We start from the raw sequence: 18,407 nt of genomic DNA, 5'->3' as shown, positions 1-18,407 counted from the left end.
CCGCAAAACAACGGAAACGCCGGAATTTGGTCACGAGATGATATGGAAATTCGCCATTACGCTTGACCAGGCAGGTCAACAAGTGTCTAATCACATCAGTGTCATTTCCCGGTTGGCCGGCCGATTCCGGTGTCGCAGACCGAGATTCGATCACATGTTCGAATTGTCTGTACATCAGAACAGTGGGAACTCACTCACTCTCTCAAATCAAACCTGAGGAGGCGGACGAAGCATGTCTTATGAGCACCTTCGGGGCGTTATGACAAGCACACCGCACAGCACCATCGGCGCGATGCCGGCGGCACCCGTCCGCCCGCACCTGACTGTGGTTCCCGACGCCCCAGTCGCTTTCGAGCCCGAGCCCGAGCCGCTGCCGACCCCGGATCAGTGGCAGGACCGCGCGCTGTGCGCGCAAACGGATCCCGAGGCCTTCTTCCCGGAGAAGGGCGGCTCCACCCGCGAGGCCAAGAAGATCTGCCTCGGTTGCGAGGTACGCCACGAGTGCCTCGAGTACGCCCTGGCCCATGACGAGCGCTTCGGCATCTGGGGCGGCCTCTCCGAGCGCGAGCGCCGCCGCCTCAAGCGCGGCATCATCTGACCCCGGCGCGCGCCCGCAACGTCATTCGTCGTCGATCGTGGGATCGATGACCGAGGGCTCGACGTCCAGGTAGATGGCCACCTGGGCCACCAGGATTTCGTGCAGCAACTCGCCAAGTTCGACGGTGTCCTTGGCCCGTCTCTCAATCGGCTTGCGGAACAAGACAATTCGTGCCCGCGTGGAGTTGCCGCGGACGTCGACGCCGGCCGGGATCAAGCGGGCGAGCGCGATCGGCCCGTCGGCGATCACCTCGGGCGGCCACTGCACGGCATCGGGATCCTTCGCGGCGATGCGGGGGATTTCGTCGACCGCCACGTCGAGCTCCGAGACGCGTTCGTGCCAGCGCCGCTCGATCGGTTCGTAGGCCTCCAGCACCGCCATGTCGAACCGCTCGGCCCGGCTTCGCCAGCCCGGCACCGTCGGCGGTAGCAACGGGCCCCGCATATCGCGGCCCCGGCGCGACGCACGGTAGGAAGCCGAACGGCGCCGCGACCGATCGCTTTGCGGGGAGCCGCGGGAATCGCCGCGGGAATCGCTCATCGGGCCGATGGTAACGGTTGGGAATCGCGGGTCGTGCGGATGCGCGTGTCCGGCGCTTCCACGACGTTTCCGCACGATAGCCTTTCGATCGTGAACGTTCCCCGTCGCTGTTGCCGGCCCGGGTGTCCGCACTATGCCGTGGCGACCTTGACGTTCGTCTACTCGGACTCGACGGCAGTGGTTGGCCCCCTGGCCACCGCGCGGGAACCGCACTCGTGGGACCTGTGTGTCGGCCACGCCGGCCGGATCACCGCACCCCGCGGGTGGGAGCTGGTGCGGCACGCCGGACCCCTCCTTTCCGAGCCCGCCCATCCGGACGAGGACGACCTGGTCGCCCTGGCCGACGCGGTGCGCGAGGGTCGCCCGGCCGACGCGGCCATGCCGTACGGGGCCGCGCCGGTCAACGGCTTTGCCGATCCCCACATTCAGCACGCGGGGGCCCATGCCACCGCGCCGAGCAGCGGGCTGCTCGCGCCTCCCGAACATCGTTCCGGCCGGCGCCGGGGCCATCTGCGGGTGTTGCCCGACCCGGCTGACTAGCCGCGGCTAACGCGCCACAGGTTTTTCCCGGGCCGATAGGCTGGCGCCAAGAGCCACACTGTCAGGAGCGTCAGGAGTTTCGCATGCCCCGGTCCGCCGCGACCGTTCGCCGTGTCGTCAAGGCATACGACGTGCGCGGGCTGGTCGGCGAGGAGCTCGACGAGTCACTGGTCACCGACCTCGGCGCCGCGTTCGCCAGGCTGATGCGCGCCGAGGGGGCCAGCCGGGTGGCCATCGGCCACGACATGCGGGACAGTTCGCCGGGGCTGGCCGCCGCGTTCGCGGGCGGGGTGACCGGCCAGGGCCTCGACGTGGTGCGCATCGGCCTGGCGTCCACCGACCAGCTCTATTTCGCCTCGGGGTTGCTGGACTGCCCCGGCGCGATGTTCACCGCGAGCCACAACCCGGCCGCCTACAACGGCATCAAGCTGTGCCGGGCCGGCGCCAAACCGGTGGGCGCCGACACCGGGCTGGGCGTGATCACCGAGGACGTGATCGCCGGGGTCGCGGCGAACGACGGGCAACCCGGCACGGTCACCGATCAGGACGTGCTCGCGGACTACGGGACGTTCCTGCGGTCGCTGGTGAACACCTCCGGGCTGCGCCCGCTGCGGGTGGCCGTGGACGCCGGCAACGGCATGGCCGGCCACACCGCCCCGGCGGTGCTCGGCGCGATCGACTCGATCACGCTGTTGCCGTTGTACTTCGAGCTCGACGGCTCGTTCCCCAACCACGAGGCCAACCCGCTCGACCCGGCCAACCTGGTGGACCTGCAGAAGTTCGTCCGCGACAGCGGCGCCGATATCGGGCTGGCCTTCGACGGCGACGCCGACCGGTGCTTCGTGGTCGACGAGGGCGGCCACCTGGTTTCGCCGTCGACGGTGACCAGCCTGGTGGCCGCGCGCGAACTGGGCCGCGAGATCGGCGCCACGATCATCCACAACGTGATCACCTCCCGCGCGGTGCCCGAGCTGGTCACCGAACGCGGCGGCACACCGCTGCGCTCGCGGGTCGGCCACTCCTATATCAAGGGCCTGATGGCCGACACCGGCGCGATCTTCGGCGGCGAGCATTCCGCGCACTACTACTTCCGCGACTTCTGGGGCGCCGACTCGGGGATGCTGGCGGCGCTGTACGTGCTCGCCGCGCTCGGCGAGCAGGACCGGCCGCTGTCGGAACTGACCGCCGACTACCAGCGCTACGAGTCCTCCGGCGAGATCAACTTCAAGGTGGCCGACGCGTCGTATTGTGTGGACGCGGTGCTGAAGTCGTTCGGCACCCGGATTCAGTCCATCGATCATCTGGACGGGGTGACGGTCGATTTGGGCGACGGCAGCTGGTTCAACCTGCGCAGCTCCAACACCGAGCCGCTGCTGCGGCTGAACGTGGAGGGCCGCACGACCGAGGACGTCGACGAGCTGGTCGCCGCGATCAGCACCCAGATCGCGGCCCAAGAGGCCGCCCCGTGAGCACCACCCGGGTGATCGACCTGGAGGACACCGGCGGCCTGCTGGAAGCCGACCGGGAGGGCCTGCTGCGGGCGGCGTCGTCGGCGGGCGCGCAGGTGCGCGCGATCGGCGCCGCGGCCGACGAAGGCGCGCTCGAGGGGCTGCGGGCCGACGACCGCGCGCGCAGCGTGATCTGGGTGGCCGGCCGCGGGACCGCCGAGACCGCCGGTGCCCTGCTGGCCGCGACGCTGGGCGGGTCGGCCTCGCAGCCGATCACCGTCGTCGGCGAGGTGCCGCCGTGGGTCGGCCCGCTGGACGTGCTGATCGTCGCCGGCGACGACCCCGGCGATCCCGCGCTGGTCAGCTCCGCCGCGACCGGGGTGCGCCGGGGCGCGCGGGTCGTCGTGGCGGCGCCGTACGAGGGTCCGCTGCGCGACTCAACGGCGGGGCGGGCCGCGGTGCTCGAGCCGCGGGTCTTGGTTCCCGCCGAGTTCGGGTTGTGCCGGTACCTGGCCGTGGGCTTGGCCGTGCTGCGAACCGTCGACCCGCGACCCGGTGTCGACCTCGGATCGCTCGCCGACGAGCTGGACGCCGAGGCGCTGCGCAACAGCGCCGGCCGTGAGCTGTTCACCAACCCGGCCAAGACGATCGCCGAGCGGCTGGTCAATCGCCGGGCCGCGCTGGCCGGCGACTGCGCCGCCACGCTCGCGCTGGCCCGGCACGGCAGTTCGGTGCTGCTGCGGGTCGCCCACGAGGTGGTCGCCGCCACCGGGCTGGCCGACGCGGTGGCGGCGCTGCGGGCGGCGGCCCAGTGGGGCTCCGGGGGCGCCGCGTCCTCGGTCGAGGACCTCTTCCACGACGAGGAGATCGACGGGCCGCGGCCCGACCGGCTCCGCGTGCTGGCGCTGACGCTGCGCGACGAGCAGACGGTGGTGGCCGCCCGCACCGCCGGGCTCGACAACGTCTACCTGCTCGCCGCCGAGGATGTGCCCGACGGGCCCGGCGGCGCGGCCGGCTCCACGGTCGCGCCGGCGTTGGGGGGCGCCATCAGCGCCGAGCAGCAACTGGCAGTATTGGCCGTTCGGCTGGAGATGGCCGCGGTTTATATGCGACTGGTGCGGGGATAAAGAGACAAGTGGAACTGCTTCGCGGGGCCTTACGGACGTACGCGTGGGGATCGCGCACCGCCCTGGCGGAATTCACCGGGCGGGCGGTCCCGGCGGCCCACCCGGAGGCCGAGCTGTGGTTCGGCGCGCACCCGGGCGACCCGGCCTGGCTGGAGACGGGTAAGGGCGAGGTCTCGTTGTTGGAGGCGCTGGTAGCCGACCCGGAGGGGCAGCTCGGCCCGGGGTCGCGCGCCCGCTTCGGGGACGTGTTGCCGTTCCTGGTCAAGGTGCTGGCCGCCGATGAGCCGCTGTCCCTGCAGGCCCACCCGAGCGCCGAGCAGGCGGTCGAGGGTTACCTGCGCGAGGAGCGCCTCGGCATCCCGGTGACCTCGCCGGTCCGCAACTACCGCGACGCCTCCCACAAGCCGGAGTTGTTGGTGGCGCTGCAGTCGTTCGAGGCGCTGGCCGGCTTTCGTCAGGCGTCGCGGACCGTCGAGCTGCTGCGCGCGCTGGCCGTCTCCGACCTCGACCCCTACATCGACCTGCTGAACGACCAGTCCGACGCCGACGGACTGCGCGCGCTGTTCACCACCTGGATCACCGCACCCCAGCCCGACATCGACGTGCTGGTGCCCGCCGTGCTGGACGGCGCGATCCACTACGTCAGCTCCGGTGCAACGGAATTCGCGGCCGAAGCCAAGACGGTGCTGGAACTGGGCGAACGCTATCCCGGTGACGCCGGGGTGCTGGCGGCGCTGTTGCTCAACCGCATCACCCTGGCCCCGGGGGAGGCCATCTTCCTGGCGGCCGGCAACCTGCACACCTATCTGCGCGGTTTCGCCGTCGAGGTGATGGCCAACTCCGACAACGTGTTACGCGGCGGGCTCACCCCCAAGCACGTCGACGTGCCCGAGCTGCTGCGGGTGCTGGACTTCACGCCCACCACGGAGGCGCAGCTGCACCCGCCCATCCGCCGGGAGGGGTTCGGCCAGATCTACCAGACCCCGACCGACGAGTTCGCGGTCGCGCTGCTGGCGCTCGACGGCGAGTACCTGGGCCACGAAGTCGACGCTGGCTGCGCCCACGAGGGCCCGCAGATCCTGTTGTCCACCCAGGGCTGCACCACGGTGCACGCCAAGTCCGGATCGCTCACGCTGGAGCGTGGAATGGCGGCATGGGTGGCGGCCGACGACGGACCGATCCGCCTCGTCGCGCGCGAGCCCGCCAAACTTTTCAGGGCGACCGTAGGGCTGTGAGGGGCCGCCGGGGCTTGGCGGCCGCCCGGCGCTCGCGCAGCCACAGCCGCATGTTGTGCGCCATGGTGCGGCCGACGATCCGCGGCGGCGGGACCATGTACAGGCTGTCCAGCAGCGAGAACCGGCGCAAGAACCATTCGGCCAGAACGGGATCGGTCTCGGCGGCGCCGAGGAACTGGTCGAACAGCGCGCCGGACGGTCGCCACCACCACGGCGCCGGCCCCTTGGGCCGGGCGTGGTGGAAGGTGACGTCGCCGATGGCGTTCATCATCCACACCGGGTAGGTCGTCCTGGCCGTGGCCCGATTCAGTTCGCCGGCAAGGTCATTCGATGCCAGCGCCCGCCGCAGGTGGCCGGCCTGCAGCACCGTCATCGTCATGCCCTGCCCGAAGGTGGGGTTGAAGCTGGCGACGGCGTCACCGAGCGGGACGATGCCGGCCGGGAAGCGGTCCAGCTTGTGGTAGCGGCGCCACCGGCTGGCCGGAAACGCGTGATAAGCCGGCTCGCCCACCGGTTCCGCCTGCGCCAGTGCGGCATTGAAGTGCGCGGGCAGCAGCTTGCCGGCCAGCGCCAGCATCTCGGGGAACGTCGCCGGCGGCTTGGCGCCGGCCACGCCGAACGTCGTCAGCACCCACACGCGGTCCTCGTAGTGCAGCATGCCCAGCCCGAGCGACTCGTCGTGGGAGGCCCCGGCGACCACCACCTTCTCGGCGATCAGGCCCTCGGGCATGCGGAACTGCTGGGTGGCGTAGTTGATGCCGATGTCGATGGTCGCTTCGACCGGGCGCCGGTATCCCCACTGCTCCAACCAAACCGGCAACCGGGTGCCCCGGCCCGCGGCGTCGACGACGAGGTCGGCCGGCACCAACTCGGGCTCGCCGTCACCCTGCGGATCCAGCAGCACGCCGGTGACCCGCTGGCGCGCGGGGTCGAACCGCGGCTCGGCGACCGAGCGGCGGATGATCTCGACGTTGTCGATGTCGCGGACGCGCCGGCGCAGCTGCCACTCCAGGTGCGGGCGGCTGGGCACGTAGGCGGTGAACTCGTCGCGCAGCGTGTGCCCCGTCCCCAGGACGTGGCCCGCGGCGCCCAGGTGGATGCAGTCGGGCCGGTTCTCCAGCATGGGCACGCCCGCGTCGACCATGTCGTCCAGCAGGCCGGGGAACAGGCTCTCGAACTCCGCCGCGCCCCGGGCCATCAGCATGTGCAGGTGCCGGTCCTGGGGGACCGTCGCGCGGTGCGCCGGCGCGCCCGGCAGCTCGTCGCGCTCGTAGACGCTGACCCGCGAATAGCACTCCGACAGCACCCGCGCGGCGCACAGGCCGGCGATGCTTCCCCCGATCACCACGGCGTGGTCCCTCATGTTTCCCCCGCTCTCCCGCATGCCCGCAGACTACCCAGTACTGTGCGGTCCAACGGGTCCCAACGGGCCCCGGCGGGGCGGAAAGGCGGCCAATGGCAAATCGATGGCGGACGAAATCGGTCGAGCAATCGATCGCCGACACCGACGAGCCGGAGACCCGGCTGCGCAAGGAGTTGACCTGGTGGGACCTGGTCGTGTTCGGCGTCGCGGTGGTGATCGGCGCCGGCATCTTCACGGTCACGGCGTCGACCACCGGCGACATCACCGGGCCGGCCATCTGGATCTCGTTCGTGATCGCCGCGGTCACCTGCGCGCTGGCGGCCCTGTGCTACGCCGAATTCGCCTCCACGCTGCCGGTGGCGGGCAGCGCCTACACCTTCTCCTATGCCACCTTCGGTGAGTTCATCGCCTGGATCATCGGCTGGAACCTGGTGCTGGAGTTGGCAATCGGGGCCGCCGTCGTGTCCAAGGGCTGGTCGAGCTACCTGGGCAACGTGTTCGGATTCGCCGGGGGCACAGTGCAACTCGGATCGGTCAACCTCGACTGGGGCGCGCTGCTGATCGTCACGGTGGTCGCCACCCTGGTCACCCTGGGCACCAAACTGTCGTCACGCTTCTCCGCCGTGATCACCGGCATCAAGGTGTCGGTGGTGATTTTCGTGGTGCTGGTCGGCGTCTTCTACATCAAGGGCTCCAACTACTCGCCGTTCATCCCGAAGCCGGAGTCCGGGCACGAGGCGTCGGGCATCAACCAGTCCGTGCTGTCGCTGCTGACCGGGGCGCACAGCAGCCACTACGGTTGGTACGGCGTGCTGGCGGGGGCGTCGATCGTGTTCTTCGCGTTCATCGGGTTCGACATCGTGGCCACGATGGCGGAGGAAACCAAGAAGCCGCAGCGCGACGTGCCCCGGGGCATCCTGGCGTCGCTGGCGATCGTGACCGTCCTCTACGTCGCGGTGTCGGTGGTGCTGTCCGGCATGGTCTCCTACACCCAGCTCAAGACCGTGCCCGGCGGCAAGCCGGCCAACCTCGCCACGGCCTTCGCGGCCAACGGGATCGACTGGGCCAGCAAGATCATCGCGATCGGCGCGCTGGCGGGGCTGACCACGGTGGTGATGGTGCTGGTGCTCGGGCAGTGCCGCGTGCTGTTCGCGATGGCCCGCGACGGGCTGCTGCCGAGGTCGCTGGCCAAGACCGGCGCGCGCGGGACCCCGGTTCGGATCACCGTGCTGGTCGCGATCGTGATCGCCGCGACGGCCTCGGTGTTTCCGATCGCCAAGCTGGAGGAGATGGTCAACGTCGGCACGCTGTTCGCGTTCGTCCTGGTGTCGGCGGGCGTGTTGGTCCTGCGGCGCACCCGGCCCGACCTGGAGCGGGGGTTCCGGGCGCCCTGGGTGCCGCTGCTGCCCATCGCGTCGATCGCCGCCTGCGCGTGGCTGATGCTGAACCTCAGCGCGCTGACGTGGGTGCGCTTCGGTGTCTGGCTGGTGGTGGGCACCGCGATCTACGCCGGTTACGGGTACCGGCACTCCGTTCAGGGGCGTCGGCAATCCGGGGAGCTCGCCTCGGTCGGCTGAGCATCTGGTTTACAAAACAGCGTCCCTTGTCTAGACACGAGACGCAAACGGTTGTATTGTCCAATCTCGACGTGGCATGACTCACAAGGAGGTTTGGCAAATGACCACACTGCGGCCCGACGAGGCGCCGGTCTGGCGGGACAAGAAGCGCCATCTGTGGCTGATGGGGCTGATCGCGCCCACGGCCCTGTTCGTGATGCTGCCGATCGTCTGGGCGTTGAACCGGCTCGGCTGGCACGCCGCCGCGCAGGTACCGCTGTGGATCGGGCCGATCCTGCTCTACGTCCTGCTGCCGATCCTCGACCTGCGGTTTGGGCCCGACGGGCAGAACCCGCCCGACGAGGTGATGGAGTGGCTGGAGAACGACAAGTACTACCGCTACTGCACCTACGTGTACATCCCATTCCAGTACCTCAGCGTGGTCCTGGGGGCGTACTTGTTCACCGCGTCGAACCTGGGCTGGCTCGGCTTCGGCGGCGGCCTGGGCTGGGCGGGCAAGCTGGGCGTGGCGCTGTCGGTCGGGGTCCTCGGCGGGGTGGGGATCAACACGGCCCACGAGATGGGGCACAAGAAGGACTCGCTGGAGCGGTGGCTGTCCAAGGTCACCCTGGCGCAGTCCTGCTACGGCCACTTCTACATCGAGCACAACCGCGGCCACCACGTGCGCGTCTCGACCCCTGAAGACCCGGCGTCGGCGCGCTTCGGCGAGACGTTCTGGGAGTTCTTGCCGCGCAGCGTGTTCGGCAGCCTGCGCTCGGCGCTGGGCCTGGAGGCGCAGCGGCTGCGCCGGCTGGGCAAGAGCCCGTGGGACCCCCGGACCTACCCGTCCAACGACGTGCTCAACGCGTGGGCGATGTCGGTGGTGTTGTGGGGCGCGCTGATCGCGATCTTCGGCCCGGCGCTGATCCCGTTCGTGATCATCCAGGCGGTCTTCGGGTTCAGCCTGCTGGAGGCGGTCAACTACCTGGAGCACTACGGCCTGCTGCGGCAGAAGCTCGACTCGCCTTCCGGGAAAGCGCGCTACGAGCGGTGCGCGCCGGTACACAGCTGGAACTCCGACCACATCGTGACGAACCTGTTCCTGTATCACCTGCAGCGGCACAGCGATCACCACGCCAACCCGACCCGTCGCTACCAGACGCTGCGCAGCATCGAGGGCTCGCCCAACCTGCCGAGCGGGTATGCGTCGATGATCTCGCTCACCTACTTCCCGCCGCTGTGGCGCCGGGTGATGGACCACCGCGTGCTGGCGCACTACGACGGCGACATCACCCGGGTCAACGTGGCGCCGCGGCTTCGCGAGAAGCTGCTCGCGAAGCACCAGATGGCGGCATGATCGCCTACCGTTGCCCGGGTTGCGGCTACGTTTATGACGAGGCGAAAGGCGCTCCGCGGGAAGGCTTTCCCGCCGGGACGCGGTGGGAGGATATTCCCGACGACTGGGGCTGTCCGGACTGCGCGGTGCGCGAGAAGGTGGACTTCGAGACCATAGGAGCTACGGCATGAGCGACTACAAGCTTTTCCGCTGCATCCAATGCGGCTTCGAGTACGACGAGGCGCTGGGCTGGCCGGAGGACGGGATCGCGCCGGGCACCCGCTGGGACGACATCCCCGACGACTGGAGCTGCCCGGACTGCGGCGCCGCGAAATCGGACTTCGAAATGGTGGAAGTGGCCAGACCGTGAACGCCTCGACCACTACTGTCGCGCCTGTGAAGCGGATGCCCTACGCCGAGGCGTCGCGCGTCCTGTTGCGCGACTCGGTGCTCGACGCGATGCGGGACCTGCTGCTGGCGCGGGATTGGTCCGCGATCACGCTGTCGGATGTGGCCCGCGCCGCGGGCATCAGCCGGCAGACCATCTACAACGAGTTCGGCTCGCGCCAGGGCCTGGCGCAGGGGTACGCCCTGCGGCTGGCCGATCGACTGGTCGACGCCGTCGGGTCCGCGATCGACGCCAACGTCGGGCACATCCACGAGGCGTTCCTGCAGGGTTTCCGGTCCTTCTTCGCGGAGTCGGCCGCCGACCCGCTGGTGATCTCGCTGCTGACCGGCGTCGCCAAGCCCGACCTGCTGCAGATCATCACCACCGACAGCGGGCCCATCATCACCCGGGCGTCGGCGCGCCTGACCACGTCGCTGACCCAGAGCTGGGTCGCGACCAGCGACGAGGACGCCGGGGTGCTGGCCCGCGCCATCGTGCGGCTGGCGCTGAGTTATGTGTCGATGCCGCCGGAGGCCGATCACGACGTGGCGGGGGACCTGGCCCGGCTGATGACGCCGTTCGCGGAGCGTCATGGGGTCGCGGCTACAGTGGCGGAAGAACATACCTAAGCTAAGTACCGCTTGGAACCCTTAAGCCACTGATAAAGGAAGCGCAAACGCTATGACGACGACCGAAAGTTCGTTAACCGCCGACGTCCGCAACGGCATCGATTTCAAGGTCGCCGACCTGTCGCTGGCGGATTACGGCCGGCGGGACATCGAGCTGTCCGAGCAGGAGATGCCGGGTCTGATGTCGCTGCGCCGCGAATACGCCGACGTGCAACCGCTCAAGGGGGCGCGGATCTCCGGCTCGCTGCACATGACGGTGCAGACCGCGGTGCTCATCGAGACCCTCGTCTCGCTCGGGGCGCAGGTCCGCTGGGCGTCGTGCAACATCTTCTCCACCCAGGACCACGCCGCCGCCGCGGTGGTCGTCGGCCCGTACGGCACCCCGGAGGAGCCCAAGGGTGTCCCGGTGTTCGCGTGGAAGGGCGAGACGCTGGAGGAGTACTGGTGGGCCGCCGAGCAGATGCTCACCTGGCCCGACGAGCCCGCGAACATGATCCTCGACGACGGCGGCGACGCCACCATGCTGGTGCTGCGCGGCGCGCAGTACGAAAAAGCTGGCGTGGTGCCCCCCGCCGAGGACGACGACCCCACCGAGTGGAAGGTCTTCCTGGAGCTGCTGCGCAACCGCTTCGAGACCGACAAGGACAAGTGGACCAAGATCTCCGAGTCGGTCAAGGGCGTCACCGAGGAGACCACGACCGGCGTGCTGCGGCTCTACCAGTTCGCGGCGGCCGGTGACCTGGCCTTCCCGGCCATCAACGTCAACGACTCGGTCACCAAGTCCAAGTTCGACAACAAGTACGGCTGCCGGCACTCCCTCATCGACGGCATCAACCGCGGCACCGACGTGCTGATCGGCGGCAAGAAGGTGCTGATCTGCGGCTACGGCGACGTCGGCAAGGGCTGCGCCGACTCGGTCAAGGGCCAGGGCGCGCGCGTCGTCGTCACCGAGATCGACCCGATCAACGCGCTGCAGGCGCTGATGGAGGGCTACGACGTCAAGACGGTCGAGGACGCGATCGGCGAGGCCGACATCGTCATCACCGCCACCGGCAACAAGGACATCATCACGCTCGAGCACATGAAGGCGATGAAGGACCACGCGGTGCTCGGCAACATCGGGCACTTCGACAACGAGATCCAGGTCGCCCAGCTCGAGAAGTCCGGCGCCACCAAGGTGAACATCCGCCCGCAGGTCGACGTGTGGACGTTCGGCGACAGCGGCAAGTCGATCATCCTGCTGTCCGAGGGCCGGCTGCTCAACCTGGGCAACGCCACCGGGCACCCGTCGTTCGTGATGAGCAACAGCTTCTCCAACCAGGTGATCGCGCAGATCGAGCTGTGGACCAAGAACGACGAGTACGACAACGAGGTGTACCGGCTGCCCAAGCACCTCGACGAGAAGGTGGCGCGCATCCACGTCGAGGCGCTCGGCGGCCAGCTGACCAAGCTGACCAAGGAGCAGGCCGAGTACATCGGCGTCGACGTCGACGGCCCCTACAAGGCCGACCACTACCGCTACTGATTTCCTGCGCGAGCAGACGCAGAATCGCACCACCGAAGCCACTCGCGTGCGATTCTGCGTCTGCTCGGCATACCGGCGATAGGCTCGCGCCGTGCTGATCGCGATCGAAGGGGTCGACGGCTCCGGCAAGCGGACGCTGTCCGACGGCCTGCGCAAGGCCTTCGAACGCGCCGGCAAGTCGGTTGCCACACTGGCTTTCCCGCGTTACGGGCAGTCGGTGACCGCCGACATCGCGGCCGAGGCGTTGCACGGCGAGCACGGCGACCTGGCGTCGTCGGTGTATGCGATGGCCACGCTGTTCGCGCTCGACCGCGCCGGCGCGATCGGGGAGATCGCGGCCCTGAGCCGCGACCACGACGTGGTGATCCTGGATCGTTACGTCGCCTCCAACGCCGCCTACAGCGCGGCGCGGCTGCACCAGGACGCGGCCGGCGAGGCGGCCGCCTGGGTGCACCGGCTGGAATACGAACGGTTGCGGGTGCCCGCGCCCGACCGTCAGGTGCTGCTCGCGGTGCCCGCCGAGCTCGCGGCGCGGCGGGCCCGGCACCGCGCCGAGCACGAGCCGGGCCGCGAGCGCGACAACTACGAACGCGACGACGGGCTGCAGCAGCGCACCGGTGCGGTCTACGCCGAGTTGGCCGAAGCGGGCTGGGGCGGGCGCTGGCTGATCGTCGACGCCGACGTCGATCCGGGGCGGCTGGCGGCGTCTTTGGCGGCCGAATAGCACAAAATTGTCACGATTTGCCTGTATCGAATACGAAACGCCCGTGTGGTGCGCCGAATTTGTCCCGATCTGGTGACACCATGGACTCCATGAGGCAAAGGATTTTGGTCGTCGACGACGACGCTTCGCTGGCCGAGATGCTCACCATCGTGCTGCGTGGGGAGGGCTTCGACACCGCGGTCATCGGCGACGGGACCCAGGCGCTGACGGCGGTGCGCGAGTTGCGCCCCGATTTGGTGCTGCTGGACCTGATGCTGCCGGGCATGAACGGCATCGACGTGTGCCGGGTGTTGCGGGCCGACTCCGGCGTGCCCATCGTGATGCTGACCGCCAAGACCGACACCGTGGACGTGGTGCTCGGCCTGGAGTCGGGCGCCGACGACTACATCATGAAGCCGTTCAAGCCCAAGGAGCTGGTCGCCCGGGTGCGCGCGCGGCTGCGCCGCAACGACGACGAGCCCGCCGAGATGCTTTCCATCGCCGACGTCGACATCGACGTGCCGGCGCACAAGGTCACCCGCAACGGCGAGCAGATCTCCCTCACACCGCTGGAGTTCGACCTGTTGGTCGCGCTGGCACGCAAACCGCGCCAGGTGTTTACTCGTGATGTGCTGCTCGAACAGGTGTGGGGATACCGGCACCCGGCGGACACCCGCCTGGTGAACGTGCACGTCCAGCGTCTGCGGGCCAAGGTCGAGAAGGACCCGGAGAACCCGACCGTGGTGTTGACCGTTCGAGGAGTGGGATACAAGGCCGGACCTCCGTGATCCGGGAGGTTCGTTGATCTGGGGGTCTCGGCAACGCACTAGGAGTCGCTGGGGGCGTTCTGGCCCCATGACGCGTGGCATGGGTGCGGTGAGTCGGGTCGTGGGCGCTGCCTGGCGCCGATCGCTGCAACTGCGGGTGGTGGCGCTGACCCTCGGCCTGTCGCTCGCCGTCATCCTGGCGCTGGGTTTCGTGCTGACCAGCCAGGTCACCAACCGCGTGCTGGACGTGAAGGTCCGGGCCGCCATGGAGCAGATCGAGCGGGCGCGCACCACCGTCGCCGGCATCGTCAACGGCGAGGAGACCCGCTCGCTGGACAGCAGCCTGCAGCTGGCCCGCAACACGTTGACGTCCAAGACCGATCCCGCCTCGGGCGCCGGGCTGGCCGGCGCGTTCGACGCGGTGCTGATGGTGCCGGGCGACGGGCCGCGCGCCGCCAGCGCGGCCGGGCCCGTCGACCAGGTGCCCAACGCGTTGCGCGGCTTCGTCAAGGCCGGGCAGGCGGCCTATCAGTACGCCACCGTGCACACCGACGGGTTCTCCGGGCCGGCGCTGGTCATCGGCACGCCGACGTCGTCGCAGGTCGCCAACCTCGAGCTGTACCTGATCTTCCCGCTGAAGAACGAGCAGGCCACCATCCAGCTGGTGCGCGGCACGATGATCACCGGCGGCGCGGTGCTGCTGGTGCTGCTCGCCGGGATCGCGCTGCTGGTCTCGCGCCAGGTGGTGGTGCCGGTCCGGTCGGCGTCGCGGATCGCCGAGCGGTTCGCCGAGGGGCACCTGTCCGAGCGGATGCCGGTGCGCGGTGAGGACGACATGGCGCGGCTGGCCGTGTCGTTCAACGACATGGCCGAGAGCCTGTCGCGCCAGATCACCCAGCTCGAGGAGTTCGGCAACCTGCAGCGCCGGTTCACCTCCGACGTCAGCCACGAACTGCGCACCCCGCTGACCACCGTGCGCATGGCCGCCGACCTGATCTACGACCACAGCGCCGACCTCGATCCCACCCTGGCCCGGTCCACCGAGCTGATGGTCAACGAGCTGGACCGGTTCGAGACCCTGCTCAACGACCTGCTCGAGATCTCGCGGCACGACGCCGGCGTGGCCGAGCTGTCCGTCGAGGCGGTGGACCTGCGCGCCACGGTGCAAAGCGCGCTGGGCAACGTGGGCCACCTGGCCGAGGAGGCCGGGATCGAGTTGCTCGTCGACCTGCCCGACGAGGAGGTGATCGCCGAGGTCGACGCGCGTCGGGTGGAGCGGATCCTGCGCAACCTGATCGCCAACGCCATCGACCACGCCGAACACAAGCCGGTGCAGATCCGGATGGGCGTCGACGAGGACACCGTCGCGGTCACCGTCCGCGACTACGGGGTGGGGCTGCGGCCCGGCGAGGAGAAGCTGGTGTTCAGCCGGTTCTGGCGCTCGGACCCGTCGCGGGTGCGCCGTTCCGGGGGCACCGGGCTGGGCCTGGCGATCAGCATCGAGGACGCGCGGCTGCACCAGGGCCGGCTGGAGGCGTGGGGCGAGCCCGGCCAGGGCGCCTGCTTCCGGCTGACGCTGCCCCTGGTGCGCGGCCACAAGGTCACCACCAGCCCGCTGCCGTTGAAGCCGATCCCGGAGCCGCCCGCGCCGCCGCGCCCGGACGCGCCGCGCCCACGCGAGCACGCCGAGCGGAGCGTCTGATGTGGCGGTTGCTCGCGCTTCTCTCCCTGACGTTCGTCCTCGCCGGCTGCGCGGGGGTGCCCAGCTCGTCGGCCCCGCAGGCCATCGGCACCGTCGAGCGGCCGGCGCCGTCGAACCTGCCCAAGCCCACCCCGGGGATGGACCCCGACGTGTTGCTGCGCGAATTCCTCAAGGCCACCGCCGATCCGGCGAACCGGCACCTGGCGGCCCGGCAATTTCTCACGCAGTCGGCGTCCAACGCGTGGGACGACGCCGGTAGTGCCCTGCTGATCGACCACGTGGTGTTCGTGGAAACCCGTGGCGCCGAACGGGTTTCGGCGACCATGCGTGCCGACATCCTGGGCTCGCTGTCGGATGTCGGGGTGTTCGAAACGGCCGAGGGCGTGCTGCCGGACCCGGGGCCGATCGAGTTGGTCAAGACGTCGGGCGGCTGGCGAATCGACCGCCTGCCCAACGGGGTCTTCCTGGACTGGCAGCAGTTCCAGTCCACCTACAAACGCAACACCCTGTACTTCGCCGACCCGACCGGCAAGACGGTGGTGCCCGACCCCCGCTACGTCGCGGTGTCCGATCACGACCAGCTGGCCACCGAGCTGGTGTCCAAGATGCTGGCCGGGCCGCGGCCCGAGATGGCCCACACCGTGCGTAACCTGCTCGCCCCACCGCTGCGGCTGCGCGGGCCGGTGACCCGGGCCGATGGCGGCAAGAACGGCATCGGCAAGGGCTACGGCGGCGCCCGCATCGACCTGGAGAAGCTGTCCACCACCGACCCGCACAGCAGGGCATTGCTTGCGGCACAGATCATTTGGACGCTGGCCCGGGCCGACATCAGGGGCCCCTATGTGATCAACGCCGACGGCGCACCGCTGGACGACAGGTTCGCCGAGGGGTGGACCACCTCCGACGTCGCCGCCACCGACCCGGGCGTGGCCGACGGCGCCGGCGCGGGGCTGCACGCCCTGGTCAACGGGTCGCTGGTGGGGCTGGACGGGCAGCACGCCAACACCGTGCCGGGGGCGTTCGGGCGGGTGGGTGACCAGACCGGCGCCGCGCTGTCCCGCAGCGGGCGGCAGGTGGCGTCGGTGGTGACGCTGCGCCGCGGCGCCCCGGACCAGGCGGCGTCGCTGTGGATCGGCGACCTGGGCGGCGAGGCGGTCCAGGCCGCCGACGGGCGGAGCCTGACGCGGCCCAGCTGGTCGCTCGACGACGCCGTGTGGGTGGTGGTCGACAACAACAACGTGCTGCGCGCGATTCAGGAACCGGCGACCGGGCAGCCCGCCCGCATCCCGGTGGATTCCGCGGTGGTGGCCTCCAGCTTCCCCGGGCCCATCACCGACCTGCAGCTGTCCCGCGACGGCACGCGCGCCGCGATGGTGATCAGCGGCCAGGTGATCCTCGCCGGTGTGGAGCAGACGCAGGCCGGGCAGTACGCCCTGACCTACCCGCGGCGGCTGGGTTTCGGCCTGGGCAACTCGGTGGTGTCGCTGTCGTGGCGCACCGGCGACGACATCGTGGTGACCCGCACCGACGCCAACCATCCGGTGTCCTACGTCAACCTCGACGGGGTGAACTCCGACGCCCCGTCCCGCGGCCTGCAGATGCCCGTCACGACGGTCGCGGCCAACCCGTCGGCCGTGTACGTCGCGGCCCCGGAAGGGGTGCTGCAGTATTCGGCGTCGGCCCCCGAAAGCCAGCAGAGCTGGTCGGAGGTGTCCGGGTTGTCGACGCCCGGCGCGTTGCCGGTTTTGCCGGGCTGAGCGGGCACCGCAGCGGCCTGCCGGCCGAATTACGCGGCGCCCTGGCCGAATAGCGCGGGGTCGCATGATCGGCATCGCGCGGCAGTGCGGGGCGGGGCTAGCGTCGCGTTTACCAGTATGAAAAGCGCTCGCTAGAGAGTCGGAGCTTCGCGGTGTTTGATCGATTCACCTTGGCGGACTTGACCGTTCCGGTGTTCGGTGCGCCCATGGCGGGTGGGCCGTCGACGCCGGCGCTGGCCGCCGCGATATCCAATGCCGGCGGCCTGGGCTTCCTGGCGGGCGGCATGTCGTCCGCGACGGGGCTGGCCGACGCGATCGTCGCGGCGCGAAGGCTGACGTCAGGACCCTTGGGCGTGAATTTGTTTGTCCCGCAAGGGCCGACGGCCGACCTGGACCAGCTCACCGCGTTCAGGAAAACCCTGGCGCGCGAAGCGCACCACTACGGTGTATCGCTCGAAGAACCTTCCGCTTCCGCGTATGACGACGAATGGGACGCGAAACTCGATGTGGTGCGGGAGCTTCGGCCGGAGGCGGTGTCATTCACCTTCGGCTCGCCCGGCGCCGCGGTGTGCAGGTCGATGCACGACGCCGGCGTCTCGACCGTCGCCACCGTCACCACCGTTCGCGAGGCGGTGATCGCCCTGAACTGCCCAGTGGACGCTTTGGTTGCCCAGGGTCCCGACGCGGGCGGGCATCGGGCGACGTTCGACCCCCTCGCCGCGCCGCCCCGCGATTCGCTCGACGACCTCGTCACCGCGCTGGTGGCCTGTTTCGATCGTCCCGTCGTCGCCGCCGGGGGCCTCGGGACGTCCGACGATGTGGGGCGGCTGCGCGACGCCGGCGCCGCCGCCGTCCAGCTCGGCACGGCGTTCCTGCTCGCCGACGAGGCCGGAACCAACGCCGTGCACCGCGCGGCGCTGCGTGATCCGGCGTTCGCCGACACGGCGGTGACGCGCGCGTTCACCGGGCGCCCTGCCCGCGCTTTGCGCAACAGGTTCCTCGACGCCTACGACGCCGATGCGATTTCCGGCTTCCCTCAGGTGGCGATGCTCACCGCGCCGCTTCAGGCCGCCGCGCTGAAAATCGGTGATCCACACGGCGTCGCGATGTGGGCGGGCGCGGCCTTCCGCGAGGCCAAAACGGGCCCGGCCGCAGACATCGTGCACTACATGGCGGGCTGAGCGCCCGGGCAA

18 protein-coding genes are annotated in these 18,407 nt (G+C 69.8%); 16 read left to right on the top strand and 2 right to left on the bottom strand.

Going from position 1 to position 18,407, the window contains the following annotated elements; all coding sequences use genetic code 11:
* Positions 1 to 259 precede the first annotated feature (259 nt).
* Positions 260 to 598 (top strand): WhiB family transcriptional regulator, encoded by a 339-nt coding sequence (locus tag AC5Y5E_RS02830; RefSeq protein WP_499879403.1) that lies wholly within the window; start codon positions 260 to 262, stop codon positions 596 to 598.
* A 21-nt stretch (positions 599 to 619) separates the two neighbouring features.
* Here the strand turns inward: AC5Y5E_RS02830 and AC5Y5E_RS02825 are convergent, their stop codons facing one another.
* Complete coding sequence (locus AC5Y5E_RS02825) at positions 620 to 1,042, bottom strand: metallopeptidase family protein (protein WP_499901858.1); 423 nt, start codon at positions 1,040 to 1,042, stop codon at positions 620 to 622.
* 186 nt (positions 1,043 to 1,228) lie between these two features.
* On the opposite strand from AC5Y5E_RS02825, the gene AC5Y5E_RS02820 reads away from it, so the two are divergent.
* The 4 genes from AC5Y5E_RS02820 to manA all read left to right on the top strand — a co-directional run bounded on the left by AC5Y5E_RS02820 (position 1,229) and on the right by manA (position 5,488).
* Positions 1,229 to 1,678: a DUF3499 domain-containing protein gene (locus AC5Y5E_RS02820; protein ID WP_499901456.1), complete on the top strand. Its 450-nt coding sequence runs from the start codon at positions 1,229 to 1,231 to the stop codon at positions 1,676 to 1,678.
* Between the two features lie 83 nt (positions 1,679 to 1,761).
* Positions 1,762 to 3,147: a phosphomannomutase/phosphoglucomutase gene (locus tag AC5Y5E_RS02815; RefSeq protein ID WP_499901455.1), complete on the top strand. Its 1,386-nt coding sequence runs from the start codon at positions 1,762 to 1,764 to the stop codon at positions 3,145 to 3,147.
* Positions 3,144 to 4,253 (top strand): TobH protein, encoded by a 1,110-nt coding sequence (locus tag AC5Y5E_RS02810; protein WP_499901454.1) that lies wholly within the window; start codon positions 3,144 to 3,146, stop codon positions 4,251 to 4,253. Before AC5Y5E_RS02815 ends, AC5Y5E_RS02810 begins: the two co-directional genes overlap by 4 nt.
* 8 nt (positions 4,254 to 4,261) lie before the next feature.
* Complete coding sequence (gene manA / locus AC5Y5E_RS02805) at positions 4,262 to 5,488, top strand: mannose-6-phosphate isomerase, class I (protein ID WP_499901453.1); 1,227 nt, start codon at positions 4,262 to 4,264, stop codon at positions 5,486 to 5,488.
* On the opposite strand, the gene AC5Y5E_RS02800 is transcribed toward manA, so the two are convergent.
* Positions 5,466 to 6,836 carry an FAD-dependent oxidoreductase gene (locus AC5Y5E_RS02800; RefSeq protein WP_499901857.1) on the bottom strand — a complete coding sequence of 457 codons (1,371 nt, stop codon included), beginning with the start codon at positions 6,834 to 6,836 and terminating at the stop codon, positions 5,466 to 5,468. The two genes, manA and AC5Y5E_RS02800, sit on opposite strands and share 23 nt — an antisense overlap.
* 107 nt (positions 6,837 to 6,943) lie before the next feature.
* Between AC5Y5E_RS02800 and AC5Y5E_RS02795 the strand changes: the two genes are divergently transcribed.
* The 11 genes from AC5Y5E_RS02795 to AC5Y5E_RS02745 all read left to right on the top strand — a co-directional run bounded on the left by AC5Y5E_RS02795 (position 6,944) and on the right by AC5Y5E_RS02745 (position 18,395).
* Complete coding sequence (locus AC5Y5E_RS02795; RefSeq protein ID WP_499901452.1) at positions 6,944 to 8,428, top strand: amino acid permease; 1,485 nt, start codon at positions 6,944 to 6,946, stop codon at positions 8,426 to 8,428.
* A gap of 100 nt (positions 8,429 to 8,528) precedes the next feature.
* Entirely contained in the window at positions 8,529 to 9,764 is a 1,236-nt protein-coding gene (locus tag AC5Y5E_RS02790; protein ID WP_499901451.1) for an alkane 1-monooxygenase, read from the top strand.
* Positions 9,761 to 9,934, top strand: a complete 174-nt coding sequence (locus AC5Y5E_RS02785; RefSeq protein ID WP_499901450.1) for a rubredoxin — start codon at positions 9,761 to 9,763, stop codon at positions 9,932 to 9,934. Before AC5Y5E_RS02790 ends, AC5Y5E_RS02785 begins: the two co-directional genes overlap by 4 nt.
* Complete coding sequence (rubB, locus tag AC5Y5E_RS02780) at positions 9,931 to 10,113, top strand: rubredoxin RubB (RefSeq protein WP_068100530.1); 183 nt, start codon at positions 9,931 to 9,933, stop codon at positions 10,111 to 10,113. The genes AC5Y5E_RS02785 and rubB overlap by 4 nt, the downstream gene beginning before the upstream one ends.
* 35 nt (positions 10,114 to 10,148) lie before the next feature.
* Positions 10,149 to 10,760 (top strand): TetR family transcriptional regulator AlkX, encoded by a 612-nt coding sequence (gene alkX, locus AC5Y5E_RS02775; protein ID WP_499901856.1) that lies wholly within the window; start codon positions 10,149 to 10,151, stop codon positions 10,758 to 10,760.
* Positions 10,761 to 10,812: 52 nt separating this feature from the next.
* Positions 10,813 to 12,285: an adenosylhomocysteinase gene (gene ahcY / locus AC5Y5E_RS02770; RefSeq protein ID WP_499901449.1), complete on the top strand. Its 1,473-nt coding sequence runs from the start codon at positions 10,813 to 10,815 to the stop codon at positions 12,283 to 12,285.
* 91 nt (positions 12,286 to 12,376) lie between these two features.
* On the top strand, positions 12,377 to 13,009 hold the full coding sequence (locus AC5Y5E_RS02765) for a dTMP kinase (RefSeq protein WP_499901448.1): 633 nt from the start codon (positions 12,377 to 12,379) through the stop codon (positions 13,007 to 13,009).
* Between the two features lie 80 nt (positions 13,010 to 13,089).
* The gene (gene mtrA / locus AC5Y5E_RS02760) at positions 13,090 to 13,776 is read left to right on the top strand and encodes a two-component system response regulator MtrA (RefSeq protein WP_055576516.1); all 687 of its coding nucleotides are present in this window, start codon (positions 13,090 to 13,092) and stop codon (positions 13,774 to 13,776) included.
* Between the two features lie 13 nt (positions 13,777 to 13,789).
* On the top strand, positions 13,790 to 15,457 hold the full coding sequence (mtrB, locus tag AC5Y5E_RS02755) for an MtrAB system histidine kinase MtrB (RefSeq protein ID WP_499901447.1): 1,668 nt from the start codon (positions 13,790 to 13,792) through the stop codon (positions 15,455 to 15,457).
* Complete coding sequence (gene lpqB, locus AC5Y5E_RS02750; RefSeq protein WP_499901446.1) at positions 15,457 to 17,214, top strand: MtrAB system accessory lipoprotein LpqB; 1,758 nt, start codon at positions 15,457 to 15,459, stop codon at positions 17,212 to 17,214. Before mtrB ends, lpqB begins: the two co-directional genes overlap by 1 nt.
* Before the next feature lie 152 nt (positions 17,215 to 17,366).
* Positions 17,367 to 18,395: a nitronate monooxygenase gene (locus tag AC5Y5E_RS02745; protein WP_499901445.1), complete on the top strand. Its 1,029-nt coding sequence runs from the start codon at positions 17,367 to 17,369 to the stop codon at positions 18,393 to 18,395.
* Positions 18,396 to 18,407 lie beyond the last annotated feature (12 nt).

It is taken from the genome of Mycobacterium sp. NGS54 (genome assembly GCF_059812465.1).
This window is presented reverse-complemented; position numbering and strand designations above follow the sequence as displayed.

Excerpts from the sequence above, each read along its gene's own strand:
- AC5Y5E_RS02830 (WP_499879403.1), top strand. The coding sequence starts at position 260 with ATGACAAGCACACCGCACAGCACCATCGGCGCGATGCCGGCGGCACCC.
- AC5Y5E_RS02825 (WP_499901858.1), bottom strand. The coding sequence starts at position 1,042 with ATGCGGGGCCCGTTGCTACCGCCGACGGTGCCGGGCTGGCGAAGCCGG.
- AC5Y5E_RS02815 (WP_499901455.1), top strand. The coding sequence starts at position 1,762 with ATGCCCCGGTCCGCCGCGACCGTTCGCCGTGTCGTCAAGGCATACGAC.
- AC5Y5E_RS02795 (WP_499901452.1), top strand. The coding sequence starts at position 6,944 with ATGGCAAATCGATGGCGGACGAAATCGGTCGAGCAATCGATCGCCGAC.
- AC5Y5E_RS02790 (WP_499901451.1), top strand. The coding sequence starts at position 8,529 with ATGACCACACTGCGGCCCGACGAGGCGCCGGTCTGGCGGGACAAGAAG.
- AC5Y5E_RS02785 (WP_499901450.1), top strand. The coding sequence starts at position 9,761 with ATGATCGCCTACCGTTGCCCGGGTTGCGGCTACGTTTATGACGAGGCG.
- rubB (WP_068100530.1), top strand. The coding sequence starts at position 9,931 with ATGAGCGACTACAAGCTTTTCCGCTGCATCCAATGCGGCTTCGAGTAC.
- alkX (WP_499901856.1), top strand. The coding sequence starts at position 10,149 with ATGCCCTACGCCGAGGCGTCGCGCGTCCTGTTGCGCGACTCGGTGCTC.
- ahcY (WP_499901449.1), top strand. The coding sequence starts at position 10,813 with ATGACGACGACCGAAAGTTCGTTAACCGCCGACGTCCGCAACGGCATC.
- mtrA (WP_055576516.1), top strand. The coding sequence starts at position 13,090 with ATGGACTCCATGAGGCAAAGGATTTTGGTCGTCGACGACGACGCTTCG.
- lpqB (WP_499901446.1), top strand. The coding sequence starts at position 15,457 with ATGTGGCGGTTGCTCGCGCTTCTCTCCCTGACGTTCGTCCTCGCCGGC.